The sequence below is a fragment of the Sphingomonas sp. Leaf4 genome, from assembly GCF_920939515.1.
In the GTDB taxonomy this organism is placed as follows: Bacteria; Pseudomonadota; Alphaproteobacteria; order Sphingomonadales; family Sphingomonadaceae; genus Sphingomonas.
Genome location: NZ_CAKLBB010000008.1, coordinates 49,869 through 64,679 on the forward strand (window position 1 = coordinate 49,869; position 14,811 = coordinate 64,679).

Here is a 14,811-nt window from a genome sequence, read left to right on the forward strand (position 1 = left end):
GCAACTATCTGCGTATCAAAATGTTTCCTCGATGCATACCGCCGCAATGCCGCGGATTCTGCAGCATCAAAAGGAAGCCGGATGGACCGCACCGTCGCCCCCGAATCGCTCGACCGTATCGCGCTGATCGGAAATTTCCTGCCGCGCAAATGCGGCCTGGCGACGTTCACCACCGACACCTACAACGCGCTGCGCGATCGCTATCCCGACCTTCAGGTCGACGTCTATGCGATGGACGACCGGCCGGGTGCCTATGCCTATCCGCCCGCCGTCACCCATGCGATCCCGCAGGACGACCGCATCGCCTATCTCGACGCCGCGCGCCGGATCGAGGCGAGCGGCGCGCAGGCGGTCTGGGTCCAGCATGAATATGGCATCTATGGCGGGTCGGCGGGCGAGCATCTGCTGGCGCTGCTCGACCGGGTCAACGTGCCGGTGCTGGTCACGCTGCACACCATCCTCGAACATCCCAATGCCGAGGAGCGCCGCGTCCTCGAAGCGCTGCTGCGCCGCGCCGCCAAGGTGATCGTAATGGCCGAGAAGGGCCGCGAGATCCTGATGCGCGTCCATGGCACCAACAGCCGCCAGATCGCGATGATTCCGCATGGCGTGCCCGATCGCCCGTTCGTCGCACCCGCAGCGATGAAGCCGGCGTTCGGCTGGGCCGAGCGCGACGTGATCCTGACCTTCGGCCTGCTCGCGCCGAACAAGGGGATCGAGACGATGATCGAGGCGATGCCCGCCGTCGTCGCGCGCCATCCCAATGCGCTGTACGTCGTGCTGGGCGCGACCCACCCGCATCTGGTGGCGCATGAGGGCGAGGCGTATCGCGACCGGTTGAAGGCGCAGGCGGCGGACCTCGGCGTCGCCGACAACGTCGCCTTCGTCGACGCCTTCGTCGAACAGCATGAGCTGCTCGACTATCTCCAGGCGGCCGACCTGTATGTCACGCCGTATTCCAATCCGGCGCAGATCACCTCGGGCACGCTGTCCTATGCGGTGGCGATGGGCAAGGTCGTCGTGTCGACCCCCTATGTCCATGCGACCGAGATTCTCGCCGACGATCACGGCATCCTCGTCGATTTCGGCGATGCGGCAGCGTTCGCCCGCGAGATCGACGACCTGCTGTCGAACGATGCGCGCCGCATCGATCTGGCCGCCCGCGCCTATGCGCGGGGCCGCACCATGCTCTGGCCGTGCCTCGTCGAATCGGCGCTGAAGGAGGTGACGGCGGCCTTTGCCGCGCGACCGCGCCGGATGAAGATCGACATGGACCTGACCGCGCTCACTCCCGATTTCGCGGCGGTCGAGCGGATGAGCGACGCCACCGGCATGCTCCAGCATTCGATCTATTCGGTGCCCGATCGCCGTCACGGCTATTGCATCGACGACAATGCCCGCGCGCTGATCCTGATGTCGCAGATCGACGAGATCGACGAGATCGCGCGCGACAAATGGATGACGATCTATGCCGCGTTCGTCCAATATGCGTGGAACCCCGATCGGCGGCGCTTCCGCAACTTCATGAACTTCGACCGGACGTGGTGCGAGGACGAGGGGTCGGAGGACTCGAACGGCCGCACGCTGTGGGCACTCGCGATCACCGCGCGTGACGCGCGCTCGCGCAAGCATCGCGACTGGGCGCTGTCGCTCTACGAACAGACCGCGTCGATCGCGCTCGACCTCGGCAGCCCGCGCGCCCGCGCCTTCGCCATGCTGGCGGCGGTGGCGATGCTGGAGGTCGTCCCCGGCCATGCGCTGTCGACCGAGATCGCAACGCGGTTCGGCGACGAACTGGTGACGTTGCTCGACACCGCGCGCCGCCCCGAATGGCGCTGGTTTGAAATCGTGCTGGCCTATGACAATGCGCGCCTGCCCGAAGCGATGATCCGCGCCGGTGCAGCGCTCGGCCGTGAGGATTTCCTCGACGTCGGCCTCGACACGCTCGACTGGATCGTCGGGCGGCAGACCTCGCCCGAGGGCCGGTTCCGCGCGGTCGGCACCGAAAGTTTCGGGCGCCCCTATGCCGAACCGCTGCCGTTCGACCAGCAACCACTCGAAGCACAAGCCACGGTCGAGGCATGCGTCGCCGCGTTCCACGCAACCGGCGACCGGCGCTGGCGGGATGAGGCGCTCAAGGCCTATCACTGGTATCTGGGCGCCAACGACCTCGACCTGCCGCTGGCGACCGTCGCCGATGGCGGCTGCTTCGACGGGTTGATGCCGACCGGATTGAACCGCAACCAGGGCGCGGAGTCGATTCTCGCGCTGCAACTCGCCTCCTGCGCCATTTCGGCTCTTTCAAAGCGCGGCGCATCCGTGGCAGACCCGCGCCGCGCCGTCGCCTGAACAGGCACGGTGCGGCACCCGACGGTCGGGCCGGATTGAGTGGACGCGCGAATGCTGGATATTTTCAACCACCCCTTGCGGCTGTACGCCGATCCCTCGCGCGTGGTGGTGCGCCCGTTTCATATCGCGTGGCAGCGCAACGGCTCTGCGCCCAGCCGCACCGAACGGCTGGTGGGCGAAGTGCTGGCGATGTCGGCGGCCGAGACGCGCGCGCAGCTCGAAACCGTCCTCAAGGATTTCGAGGCGCGTCACTGGCAGACGCGCCGGGTGTTCATGACCCGCTACGACGAGATCGAGACGGTACTGAACCTCGACGGTGCCGAGATCGGCGACGAGAAGCGCCAGTTGATCGGCGCCTATTTCTGTCACGAATACAGCTATGCCGCAGCGGCATTGATGAACCCTAGCGCGGTGGCGCATTTCGACCAGTCGGGCATGCCCGATGGATCGCTGCGCATCCTGATGTCGCTGCGCGCGGTCGGCGAGGGGCATATCTCGTCGGTGGCGTTCCGCGAAGGCATCATCACCGACGAGAACGAGCTGGTCCTTGCCCCCGAACCGCCGTTCGCGACGGCGGCGGACGCGATCGGCGAGGAGGACGAGGCCCCCGAGGGCGAAGTGACGGTGTTCCGCCACCGCGATTCGACGCTGTCGGGCACCGTCATCTTCCCGATCACCCAGGCGCAGTCGAAGGGGCTGGAGGACATGCGCCTCGTCCAGTTCCGGCACGACGACGGCAGCTTCGAATGGCTCGGCACCTATACCGCCTATAACGGATCGATGATCCAGTCCGAGCTGCTGCGCACCCGCGACTTCCGCGCGTTCGACCTCGTGCCGATGACCGGCAGCGCCGCGCGCAACAAGGGCATGGGCCTGTTCCCGCGCAAGGTGAACGGCCAGTATATGATGATCGGCCGGCAGGACGGCGAAAACCTGTTCCTCATCAAGTCCGACACGCTGACCCACTGGGACGAGGGCGAGCTGCTGCTCAAGCCCCATTATCCGTGGGAGCTGGTGCAGATCGGCAATTGCGGCCCGCCGATCGAGATCGACGAGGGCTGGCTGCTGCTGACCCACGGCGTCGGCGCGATGCGCAAATATGCGATCGGCGCGGTCCTGCTCGACAAGGATGACCCTTCCAAGGTGATCGGCCGCACCCGCGACCCGATCCTCGCGGCGGCGAACGAGGACCGCGAGGGCTATGTCCCCAATGTCGTCTATTCGTGCGGCGCGATCCGCCACGGCGACCGGATTTTCATCCCGTACGGCGTGGCCGACAGCTCGGTCGCCTTCGCCTTCGTGACGATCGAATCGCTGCTTTCGACGATGTGAGGGGGCTGGGTAGCGGCGTACCTGCCCTACCCACCATCGTCACCCCGGACCTGTTCCGGGGTCCACCGTGCCGCTGACGCACCGGACGTCGCGTTCGCGGTGCCGTGGACCCCGGAACAAGTCCGGGGTGACGATGCCCTTGGAGGCTGATCCGTTCACCTCAAAACGAACGTCATCCCAGCGAAGGCTGGGATCTCCCGGGACTGATGCGCGACAGGAGCCGCGAGAGGCCCCAGCCTTCGCTGGGGCGACGTCCCTGTCTGGATGGATCAGGCGACCTAAATCCGGTGCAACGCCTGCGTCGGGCAGCCCAGCACCGCCGCCCGCGCACGTAACGATGCGGTTAGGAACAGCAGATCCTCCTGCACGAAGCGGCGCGGCGTCGTGCCCAGCACCGCCTGCGCATCGCGCAGGAAATGCGACGCGCTGACATAGGCGGCGTCGATCCGCGAATAATCCTGCTCGCCCTCCGCCTCGATCAACGGGATCAGCGAGCGCAGGAAGCGCGAGCGGATCAGCAGCGTCTTGGGACCGAAACCGAAATAGCGTTTGCACGTCCGCCGCACGACATCCTGCGACACGCCCCAGCTTCGCGCCGCCTCCGCCACGCCGCCGGGCGTATCGTCGGTGATGAGGTGGGCGATGCGCCGGATCAGTTCCTCGTCGGGCGACTTCGGCCCCATCTCGGCGATCAGGAACGCATCGAGCGCGGGCTTCATCGCATGTTCGTCGGGAATGGCCGACAGCACCGCCAGCAACCGCCGGTCGAACCCCGGCGCGGCGGCATCGGCCAGCGGCAGCGCCTGTTCGCGGGTACGCTCGGCCGATCCGGCGAAGAACCGTGCCCAGCCCAGCGCGCTGACGCCGAAGCCGATCGCGATGCCGCCGTTCGACCGGGTGTGGATCGCATGGCTGGTCGGCCCGAACAGGCTGGTCTGCGGCAAGGGATCGTACCGCCGCCGCCCGATCGTCACCGCGACCGGCCCGGCGTTGAGCAGCACCCGCACGGTGGCGGTGCCGGGCAGGAACCAGTTTTCCAGCCCCATCGCCTGCGGCCCGTCCGCCGCATAGAGGTGATAGCCGGTAACGTAATCGGTCAGCGCGTCGGCCGGCTGGTCGTAGCGGATCGCCATGCCGTGCGGCATCACGAACAGCGAATGGGGAATGTCGGGCGTCTCGGTCCCGCCGGTCACGGCCTGCAATGTCGCCATGTCAGCCCCGGAACAGCCCGCCGAGCACGCCGCGCAGCAATCCGCCGAGCGCCCCGCCGGCTTTCGCGCGGCCACCGCGCGTGGTGCCGAACACCTGCTTGCCGATTTCATTGACGACGATCCGCCCGACCGCCGACCCGGCCGATCGCGTCGCCGACTGGGTCGCACGGGTCCACGGGCTGTTCGCCGCCTCGCGCGCCGCCGCGCGATCAGCCTCCTTGGCGGCGCGTTCCGCCTCGCGCGCCGCCGCGATGCGCTGACGCTCGGCCTCCTTGGCGGTGCGGGCATCCTCCTTTGCCTGGAGCGCCGCCGCCTTGTCGGCGGCGACCTGCGCCTTGGCGGCGGTGGCGGCGGCCTGCGCTTCCTGTACCTTCGCGCCAAGCAGTTCGGCAGCGGATTCGCGGTCGATCGCGGTGTCGTAGCGGTCGCCGATCACGTCGGTGTCGATCAGCACCCGGCGTTCGTCCGGCGTGACCGGGCCGACGCGCGAGGCGGGCGGGCGGATCAGCACCCGCTCGACCGGGCTCGGCGTGCCATCGGCCTGCAAGACCGACACCAGCGCCTCGCCGATCGCCAGTTCGGTGATCGCCGCGCCGACGTCGATCGTCGGGTTCGGGCGGAACGTCTCCGCCGCCGCGCGGATCGCGCGGGCTTCCTTGGGCGTGAACGCGCGCAGCGCATGCTGCACCCGGTTGCCGAGCTGGGCGGCGATCTTGTCGGGGATGTCGACCGGGTTCTGCGTGACGAAATAGATGCCGACCCCCTTCGAGCGGATCAGCCGCACGACCTGCTCGACCTTTTCGACCAGCGCGTCCGACGCATCGTCGAACAGCAGATGCGCCTCGTCGAAGAAGAACACCAGCACCGGCTTGTCGGGGTCGCCCACCTCGGGCAGCGTCTCGAACAGTTCGGAGAGCAACCACAGCAGGAACGTCGCGTAGAGCCGGGGCGAGGCCATCAATTTGTCGGCGGCCAGCACCGACACGATGCCGCGCCCATCGTCGCCAACCCGGCGAAAATCGGCAAGATCGAGCGCCGGTTCGCCGAAGAAGCGGTCGCCGCCCTGCGACCGGAGTTGCAGCAACGCGCGCTGGATCGCGCCGACCGATTGCTTGCTGACATTGCCATAGCGGGTGGTGAGCTCGTCGGCGCGCTCGGCGCAATGCACCAGCATCGCCTGCAAATCGTCGAGGTCGAGGAGCAGCAACCCTTCCTCGTCGGCGACATGGAACGCGATGGTCAGCACCCCGTCCTGCACGTCATTGAGGTTCAGCATCCGGCCGAGCAGCAGCGGCCCCATCTCCGACACCGTCGCGCGCACCGGATGGCCGCTCTCGCCGAACAGGTCCCAGAACACGGTCGGCGTGTCGCGGTAGCGCCAGTCGCTGTCGCCGATCTGCGCGGCGCGCGCGGCGAAGGCGGCATGGCCCTTGGCGGTGGCGCTGCCCGCTATGGCGATGCCCGACAGGTCGCCCTTCACATCGGCCACGAACACCGGCACGCCGGCGGCGGCGAAATTCTCGGCCAGCCCCTGCAACGTCACCGTCTTGCCGGTGCCGGTCGCCCCGGCGATCAGCCCGTGGCGGTTGGCGCGCTTGAGGACCAGCGACTGGCGCACGCCATCGGCGGTGCTGCCAAGGAACAGTTCGGTGGTGTCGGTCATGCCCTGCCCGTCGATCGTTGCAGGGGTTTGCTACCCTGTTTCACGGCGGCTTGCATCGTTCAAAACGAAAGGGGGGCGGCAATCGCCGTGATCGCCACCCCCCCGATGCGGAACCGATCGTCGATCAGTTGCCGGTTTCGATACCCACCGGCACGAACACCGCCGCCCCCGCGCCGGGAGCCTGGGCGTACAGCAGGATATTCTTGCGCCCCGCCGACCGGGCGGCCTGCACCAATCGCGCCAGATCGGCGCTGGACGTCACCGGCTGACGATCGACGGTGAGGATCACGACGCCGCGCTTCAATCCCTTGGCCGCCGCATCGCTGTCGGGATCGATCCCGGCGACCACGACGCCGCGCGTCGCGGTGTCGAAACCCAGTTGCCGTGCGATCGCCGGCGTGAGCGGCTGCACCGCGATGCCCGCCGTTGCGGTCAGCGCGTTGCCCGACGGCGGCGTATCCGGCTGTCCGTTCGGGTCGAACCGCTCATTCTGCGCCAGCAACTGCTGTTCGGGCGGACGGGTGCCGAGCGTGACCGGAAGCTGCTGGCGACGACCGTCGCGCAGGATGTCGAGCGTCACGCGGCTGCCCGGTGCCTCCAGCCCGACCAGATAGGTCAGCGACTGTTGCGGGTTGATCTCCTTGCCGTTGACCGAGAGGATGACGTCGCCCGGACGGATCCCCGCCTTCGCCGCCGGCTGGTTCGGCGTGACGCCGTTGACCAGCGCGCCGCGCTCCTTGGCGATGCCCAGCGCACTGGCAATATCCTCGCTGACTTCCTGCTGCGTCAGGCCGAGGTAGCCGCGCGTGACCGACTGGCCCTGCATCAGCTTGTCGACGATCGGCTTGGCCTGTTCGGCGGGAATCGCGAAGCCGATGCCGATGCTGCCGCCGGTCGGCGACAGGATCTGCGAGTTGATGCCGATGACATTGCCCTGCATGTCGAACATCGGGCCGCCCGAATTGCCCCGGTTGATCGCGGCATCGGTCTGGATGAAGCGGTCGTACGGCCCCTGGCCGACGCGGTTGAGCGCCGAGACGATGCCCGCCGTCACCGTGCCCGACTGGCCGAGCGGGTTGCCGATCGTCACCACCCAGTCGCCGACCCGCGCCTGGCGCGAATCGCCGAAGCGGACGAACGGGAAATTCGCCCCCTCGATCTTGAGCACCGCCAGATCGGACAGCTCGTCACGCCCGATCAGCTTGGCGGTATATTCCTTCTGGTCGGCCAGCGTCACCTTGATCGATTCGACCGTGGCACCCTGCGCCCCGGCCGACACGACATGGTTGTTGGTGACGATATAGCCGGTGTTCGAGATCAGGAACCCCGACCCCAGCGACTGCGCCTCCTGCGTCCGGCCACCGCCGCCGCCACCGCCGCGCTGCCCGAAAAATTGTTCGAGCGGCGTGCCCGAGAACGGGTTCGCCTGCTGCTGCACGGTGATGCGCTGCGTGGTGGAGATGTTGACGACGGCGGGCGACAGCCGCGCGACCATGTCGGCGAAGCTCATCGGCGCGCCGGCGCGCGGTGCTGCAGCCGCGTTGATCGCGCCCGGTTCGTTCTGCGCGGTTTGCGCGTCCGACGGGTTGAGCGTCAGCGTCGCCGCAGCGCCGCCCAGCAGCAGTGCGGAAGTAATGGCGTAGGCGTAACGCACGATAGGATAGTCCTCTCAAATTGGCTCGCGACCCCTTTGGGAGCCAAGCGTGCCCGTCACTTGCTGAACGCGGATTGAATGTGCGGGAACGCTTACCGTTCCCGCCCGCCGAATTCGCGCAGATACCCGTCCTGCGGCGACAGGATGATCGACGTGCCGCCACTCTGCCCGCGCTGCGGGACCAACGTGGTGCGATACGACTGCATCGCGCGCCAGAAGGCATAGAATTCGGCGTCCTTGCCGAAGCTCTGCGCATAGATCTGCGCCGCGCGCGCCTCGGCATCGGCGCGCACCACCTGCGCGTCGCGGTCGCCCTGCGCGCGGATCGTCACCGCTTCCTGCTCGCGTGCCGACCGCATCCGTGCCAGCGCCGACTCGAGCGGGCTGCCGTCGGGCAGGTCGGCATGCTTGATCCGCACGTCGACGATCTCGGCACCGTACTGCCGCGCGGTGCGCTGAAGCGCGTTCTGGATATTGTCCATCACCGCGCCGCGTTCGGGGCTGAGCAGCGCGGCGAACGGCCGCCGGCCCAGCTCCGCGCGCAATGCCGACGACAGCAGCGGTTCGAGCTGCGCCGCGACCCGCTCCTCGGTATTGCCCGCCGACCCGGTCGAGATCACCGCCTGGAGCGGATTGACGATGCGGAAGCGCGCGAAGGCGTCGACCTCCAGCCGCAACTGGTCGGTCGACAGGACCGGCTGGTTGTTCAGCTCGATGTCGAGCACGCGCTTGTCGATCCACACGATGCGGTCGATGAACGGCACCTTGGCGATCAGCCCCGCGCCGGTCTGCCCGAATGGCTGGTCGGCGCGGTACGGGTTCACCGTGTCCACCGGCTGCTGGAAGCGCAGGATCACGCCCTGCCGCGTCTCGGGGACGATCACCAGCGTGCTGAACAGCACGATGGCGAACACCAGCAGCGCGATCGCCGCGACGATCGGGTTGCGCAGCACGCGGTTCATCGTGCCGCTCCCGTCGGCTGGGCGGTCGGGGCAGTCGGCGCGGCGGGGGCCGGGGCCTCCGCCTCGGGCGTCGCCTGCTGGCGGCGCACCTCGGGCAGCGGCAGATAGGTTTGCGTGCCCGGCTGGACGATCGTCTTGTCGGCGCGCGTCAACACCTGCTCCATGGTTTCGTAGTACAGCCGGCGACGGGTCACGTCGGGCGCCATGCGATATTGTTCGTAGATCTTGTCGAATTCGGTCGCGTCACCCTGCGCGCGGGCGATCACCTGCTGCGCATAGGCGCGTGAGCGGTTGAGGTTCGACTGCGCTTCCTGCTGCGCCGCCGTCACCGCCTTGAACGCATCGTCGACCTCGGCCGGGGCCGCCGCCTTCTGGATACTGACGCCCAGCACGCGCACGCCCGACTGATATTCGTCGAGCAGCCCCTGCATCCGCGTCTGCACCTCGACCTCGATCTCGCCGCGCCCCGATCCGATCGCGGTGGTCAGGTTCACGCCCGCCACCGCCGCGCGCATCGCACTTTCGGCGACCGCACGCACGGTTTCCTGCGGGTTCTTGATCTCGAAGACATAATCCTCGGGGCTCTTGATGTTCCAGCGCACCGAATAGGCGAGGTCGGCGATATTCTGGTCGCCGGTCAGCATCAGGTTGGGCTGGCTGCCGCCCGCCGGGAACACCTCGGTCCGGGTGTTCTGCACATCCTCCACCTGCACCCGCGCGATCGGCGCGGGCAGCGTCAACTGGATGCCGGGGTTGAGCGTGCGGCTGTAGCTGCCGAACATCGTCACGACGCCGCGTTCCTGCGGCTCGATCGAATGGATGCTGGTGAACGCGATCCAGATGACCACGAGCACGGCGACCGCCGCGCCCCACAGCCGGCCGACATTGGCGGGCAGTTGCGGCCCGCCGCCGCCCGGTCCGCCGCTGCGCGCGCGTTTCAGGAAATCCTCGAGCGAGGTCGACCCCCCGCCCGGCTTGCCGCGCCGGCCGCCCGGGGGCATCGACCACGGGTTGCGCGGGCCGTCGTCACCCCCGCCAGCGCCGCCGCCCGAGCTACCCTCCGAACCGCCGCCGCCCCATGGGCCCTTGTCGCTCATCCCCAGCACTTGCGCGCGTGCGCGCCGCCCCATGATCCATCGCATCTATCCTTTATAGGGGGCGTGCCGGCCTTTTACAGTGGTAACGAGGGCATGCCGCGCTACATCGCGCTCCATGAGCCGTTCCGAACCCGCCCAGGCGCTCTCCGCGCTGCTCGCCCCGGTCGCCGCCGGCCGCGCCACCATCCGCGTTCAGGATGGCCGCGCCAACATCATCCTCGACGTGACCGGGCTGCCGCCCGCCGCACGCGACGCGCTGGAGGCCGATGTCCGCGCGGTGGCCGGCGGCGTGCCCGGCATCACCGACGTCCGCGTCGCCCAGACCAGCGAGCGCACCCAGCAGCGCATCATCGCCATCGCCAGCGGCAAGGGCGGGGTCGGCAAGTCGACGCTCGCCGCCAACCTCGCCATCGCGCTCGCGGCGCAGGGCCGGCGGGTCGGCATGGTCGACGCCGACATCTATGGCCCCTCGCAGCCGCGCCTGCTGGGCAGCGAGGGGAAGCGTGCCGAGGCGCACGACAAGAAACTGGTGCCGGTCGTGACGCCGTCCGGCATCCCGCTGCTGTCGATGGGGCAGTTGGTGCCCGAGGGGCAGGCGATCGCGTGGCGCGGGCCGATGGCGGCGGGCGCGCTCACCCAGTTGGTCGATGCGCATTGGGACATGGTCGACACGCTGGTCATGGACCTGCCGCCCGGCACCGGCGACGTACAGTTGACCATGATCCAGAAGCACCGCCCGGCCGGCGCGGTGATCGTGTCGACGCCGCAGGACCTGGCACTCATCGACGCGGCGCGCGCGATCGACCTGTTCCAGAAGGCGAACGTGCCGATCATCGGCCTGGTCGAGAATATGGCGGGCTATGCCTGTCCGCATTGCGGCGAGATGTCCGACCCGTTCGGCCATGGCGGCGCGGAGGCGCGGGCGGCGGCGCTGGGCATCCCGTTCCTCGGCCGAGTGCCGCTGGCCACCGCGATCCGCACCGCATCCGACGCGGGCACGCCGCCTGCGGCCGGGAACGGCGCGGAGGCGCAGCCGTTCCAGAGCATCGCCGGACTCGTCGGCGACTGGCTGCAAGGACCATGACATGCTCGACGACGACGGCATCCGCACCCTGCTGAGCGATGCGCGGACGATCGCGCTGGTCGGCGCGTCGGACCGGCCCGACCGCGCCTCGTGGGGCGTGATGGCATTTCTCCAGCGGCAAGGCTACCGCGTGATCCCGGTAAACCCGCAGATCACCGGCGAGCATCTCCACGGCGAATTCGTGTTCCGCGACCTGTCGCAGATCGGGGAGCCGATCGACATCGTCGACATCTTCCGCAATTCCGCCGCTGCCGGCGACGCGGTGGATCAGGCGATCGCGGCGGGCGCGAAGGCGGTGTGGCTGCAACTGGGCGTCGTCAACGCGGACGCCGCTGCCCGCGCCGAAGCCGCCGGGCTGAAGGTGGTGATGGACCGCTGCCCGAAGATCGAGATTCCGCGACTGGGGGTAGCGGCGGTCGGGTAGGGCTAACTCAACCGGATGGAGCCGAGAACGTCGCCCCAGCGAAGGCTGGGACCTCCACCGGCTCCTGCTGTACGCTACCACCGGAAGATTCCCAGCCTTCGCTGGGATGACGGCCAGGGCTGATCGACATTCAACGAAATGGCTTCCAAATCTGCTCCCCTCCCTGACAAGGGAGGGGCTGGGGTGGGTCGGCCCGAGAGGAAACGGTAGCGCTCCACAACCGGCCCACCCACCCCCAAACCCCTCCCTTGTCAGGGAGGGGAGCCGCCAAGCGCCATCGTCTGGCTGAATGTCGATCGGCCCTATGGCTAATCGACATTCCGTCGGCCGTGACGCCGGCAAAAACCGTTTCCGTAACCCCGGACTTGTTCCGGGGTCCACCTGGCCGCGAACGCTGTCGCTGGTGCCTCGAACGGCATCAATCGCTGCGCTGTGGACCCCGGAACAAGTCCGGGGTGACGAAGGAGCGTGGTGTTTCCGACTACGGACTGCACCGGAAGCGCTGAATGTCGATCGTATCTGGTTCAAACGGGCGGGTTCAGAGACTACCGCCCCTTCTTCGCCGCCTGTTCCGCCGCCGCCGGATCGACCGAGGGCGCACCCGACGCCGGGGTCGCGGCATTCACCACATCGGCGCTGTCCGCCGGCTTGCCTTCGTCGGCCACATTGCCCTCGGGTGCTGCGGCATTGGCCTCCGCGCCTTCGGCCGGCGCGGCACCGGCGGCGGGGGCCGCCGGCAGCGGCAGGTTCGACCCCTGCGAATTGAGATAGGCGATGACGTTCGCCCGGTCCTCGGCGCTGCCAAGGCCCGCGAAGGTCATCTTCGTCCCCGGCGCATATTTGCGCGGGGACGTCAGCCACGCATTCATCGCGTCGAAATCCCAGTTGCCCGCCACCCCGGTCAGCGCGCCCGAATAGGCGAAGCCGGGAATATGGCCGTGCTTCTTGCCGAGCACGCCCCATAGGTTCGGGCCGATGCCGTTCGCCCCCCCCTGGTTGACGGTGTGGCACGCGGCGCATTTCTTGAAGACCTCGGCCCCCTTGGCCACGTCGGCGCTCGCCAGCAGCGTCGCGATCGGCACCGCCGCCGCCGCACCGCCGCCACCGGCCTCGACCGCGCCCTCGACCGGATAGCCGGGCTTGTCGGGCGCGCCGCTATGGAAGATCATGCCACTGGCGATGGTCAGGCCGAGGGCGGCGGCGCATCCGGCCAATACCCAGCCCGCGATCGTGTTCGTCCGGTCGTCCATGCGCTCAGCCGTCTCGCCTAATGGTGCTTATCTTTGGCCCATGCTTATACGGCAGCATCCGGCACTGGCAAGACAGGGTTGCCGATCCGGGCGACGACGGAGTATCGCGCCCACCCATGTACAAATACGCCGCCCCGGCGCGCCCGCTGGTGGCGCAGATGACACAGGCCGCCGCCCGCGAACCGCACCGCGCCGTCGCGTTTCAGGGCGCGCCCGGCGCCAATTCGCACGTCGCGCTGGCGCAGGCGTTTCCCCAAGCCTTGCCGCTCCCCTGTTTCGGCTTCGCCGACGCGATCGACGCGGTGCGTAACGGCGCGGCGGATTGCGCGATCATCCCGATCGAAAATTCGCTGCACGGCCGCGTCGCCGACATGCACTTCCTGCTGCCCGATTCGGGGCTGGTCATCACCGGCGAACATTTCCTCCCCATCCGCCACGCGCTGCTGGGCCTGGGGCCGATCGAGGCGGTGAAACAGGCGATGAGCCACGAACAGGCGCTGGGCCAGTGCCGCCGCTGGCTGACGGCGCGCGGGATCGAACCGGTCGCGCATCCCGATACGGCGGGGGCGGCGGCGTCCGCAGCGGCGATCGGCGATCCGGCGGTCGCGGCGCTCGCCCCGCCGGCGGCGGCCGGCCTCTACGGGTTGCGGGTGCTCGCCGACGACATTGCGGACGCCGACCACAACACCACCCGCTTCGTCGTGCTCGCCCGCAGCGCGCCCGACGACCTGCCCGCCGGCCCGTGCATGACGACGCTGATGTTCGAGGTGAAGAACGTGCCCGCCGCGCTGTACAAGGCGATGGGCGGCTTTGCGACCAACGGCGTCAACATGACCAAGCTGGAAAGCTATCAGCCCGCCGGCAGCTTCGCCGCGACGCAGTTCTTCTGCGACATCGAAGGCGCGCCGGGCGAACCGCACATCGACCGCGCGCTCGACGAACTGCGCTTCCACAGCAAATGGGTCCGCCTGCTCGGCAGCTATGCCCGCGCCCGCGCCCGGGGCTGACATACACCATTTGGAGTATGTGCGCCCGCCGCCGATCTATCCTAGGATGACAGCGCACGAGCGCGGCCAATCTGGGGGTGGAACATGGGGACGACATATCGGCTGGTCGCGGCGGCGATGGCGCTGGCGACGGCGGGCAGCGCTGCGGCATCGGAACGAAGCTATCGCGCCGATGCGAATGCGACGCGCAGCGTCGATCTCTCGCTCTGCACCAACCGGGTCTATGTGAAGGTGAAGGGCGATGGCGACACCGACCTCGACTTCACCATCACCGACGATCGCGGCAACGTCGTCCACCGCGACTTCGATTCGACCGACCTTACGTTCGTGACGCTCACGCCGCGCATCGACGGCGGCTGCGCGAGCTATGCGCTGAAGGTCCAGAACCGTGGCAGCGTCTACAATAATTTCGTCGTGACGATCGAGGATCGCGGCACCACCGCCTCCACCACGACCACGGCGGCCAACACCGGGCAGAACCGGCGGATTGCGATCCACAACCATACGGCGGAGGCGTTCCGCAAGCTCTACTGGTCGAACACCGCCGAAACGACCTTCCCGACGACCAACCGCCTCGGCACGAGCCCGATGAACGCGGGCAGCAACCGCAACTTCGACGTGAACGACGGCAGCGGCGCCTGCCATTTCGACTTCAAGGTCGAGACGGCCAGCGGGCGCAGCTATACCAAGAGCGACATCAACGTGTGTACCGAATCCTCGATCGAGTTCGGCACCGAATTCTCGCACTGAGCCATCCTCCGGGGGCAGGCCGTCGCAA

The 14,811-nt window shown here is 68.3% G+C and carries 12 protein-coding genes; 6 read left to right on the forward strand and 6 right to left on the reverse strand.

Annotation, left to right across the window (positions count from 1 at the left end):
* The first annotated feature begins 81 nt into the window (after positions 1-81).
* Both LRA89_RS13320 and LRA89_RS13325 read left to right on the forward strand, forming a co-directional pair.
* Complete coding sequence (locus LRA89_RS13320; RefSeq protein ID WP_230770919.1) at positions 82-2,349, forward strand: glycosyltransferase family 4 protein; 2,268 nt, start codon at positions 82-84, stop codon at positions 2,347-2,349.
* A gap of 51 nt (positions 2,350-2,400) precedes the next feature.
* On the forward strand, positions 2,401-3,681 hold the full coding sequence (locus LRA89_RS13325) for a glycoside hydrolase family 130 protein (RefSeq protein WP_230770921.1): 1,281 nt from the start codon (positions 2,401-2,403) through the stop codon (positions 3,679-3,681).
* A gap of 278 nt (positions 3,682-3,959) precedes the next feature.
* On the opposite strand, the gene LRA89_RS13330 is transcribed toward LRA89_RS13325, so the two are convergent.
* The 5 genes from LRA89_RS13330 to hflK all read right to left on the reverse strand — a co-directional run bounded on the left by LRA89_RS13330 (position 3,960) and on the right by hflK (position 10,313).
* A complete protein-coding gene (locus tag LRA89_RS13330) occupies positions 3,960-4,892 on the reverse strand; it encodes a hypothetical protein (RefSeq protein WP_055761822.1) in 933 nt (310 codons plus the stop codon).
* Between the two features lies 1 nt (position 4,893).
* Positions 4,894-6,555, reverse strand: coding sequence for a helicase HerA-like domain-containing protein (locus tag LRA89_RS13335; protein ID WP_230770923.1), 1,662 nt, complete (start codon positions 6,553-6,555; stop codon positions 4,894-4,896).
* Between the two features lie 124 nt (positions 6,556-6,679).
* On the reverse strand, positions 6,680-8,209 hold the full coding sequence (locus LRA89_RS13340) for a Do family serine endopeptidase (protein ID WP_230770924.1): 1,530 nt from the start codon (positions 8,207-8,209) through the stop codon (positions 6,680-6,682).
* 92 nt (positions 8,210-8,301) lie between these two features.
* Positions 8,302-9,171 carry a protease modulator HflC gene (hflC, locus tag LRA89_RS13345; RefSeq protein WP_230770926.1) on the reverse strand — a complete coding sequence of 290 codons (870 nt, stop codon included), beginning with the start codon at positions 9,169-9,171 and terminating at the stop codon, positions 8,302-8,304.
* A complete protein-coding gene (gene hflK / locus LRA89_RS13350; protein ID WP_055761832.1) occupies positions 9,168-10,313 on the reverse strand; it encodes a protease modulator HflK in 1,146 nt (381 codons plus the stop codon). The genes hflC and hflK overlap by 4 nt, the downstream gene beginning before the upstream one ends.
* A gap of 70 nt (positions 10,314-10,383) precedes the next feature.
* On the opposite strand from hflK, the gene LRA89_RS13355 reads away from it, so the two are divergent.
* Positions 10,384-11,352 (forward strand): Mrp/NBP35 family ATP-binding protein, encoded by a 969-nt coding sequence (locus LRA89_RS13355; RefSeq protein WP_230770928.1) that lies wholly within the window; start codon positions 10,384-10,386, stop codon positions 11,350-11,352.
* A 1-nt stretch (position 11,353) separates the two neighbouring features.
* Positions 11,354-11,776, forward strand: coding sequence for a CoA-binding protein (locus tag LRA89_RS13360; RefSeq protein WP_230770930.1), 423 nt, complete (start codon positions 11,354-11,356; stop codon positions 11,774-11,776).
* A gap of 545 nt (positions 11,777-12,321) precedes the next feature.
* Here the strand turns inward: LRA89_RS13360 and LRA89_RS13365 are convergent.
* On the reverse strand, positions 12,322-13,026 hold the full coding sequence (locus LRA89_RS13365) for a c-type cytochrome (RefSeq protein ID WP_230770932.1): 705 nt from the start codon (positions 13,024-13,026) through the stop codon (positions 12,322-12,324).
* 116 nt (positions 13,027-13,142) lie between these two features.
* Between LRA89_RS13365 and LRA89_RS13370 the strand changes: the two genes are divergently transcribed.
* On the forward strand, positions 13,143-14,033 hold the full coding sequence (locus LRA89_RS13370; RefSeq protein WP_056491853.1) for a prephenate dehydratase: 891 nt from the start codon (positions 13,143-13,145) through the stop codon (positions 14,031-14,033).
* Between the two features lie 84 nt (positions 14,034-14,117).
* The gene (locus LRA89_RS13375; RefSeq protein WP_056491856.1) at positions 14,118-14,783 is read left to right on the forward strand and encodes a hypothetical protein; all 666 of its coding nucleotides are present in this window, start codon (positions 14,118-14,120) and stop codon (positions 14,781-14,783) included.
* The last annotated feature ends 28 nt before the right edge of the window (positions 14,784-14,811 follow it).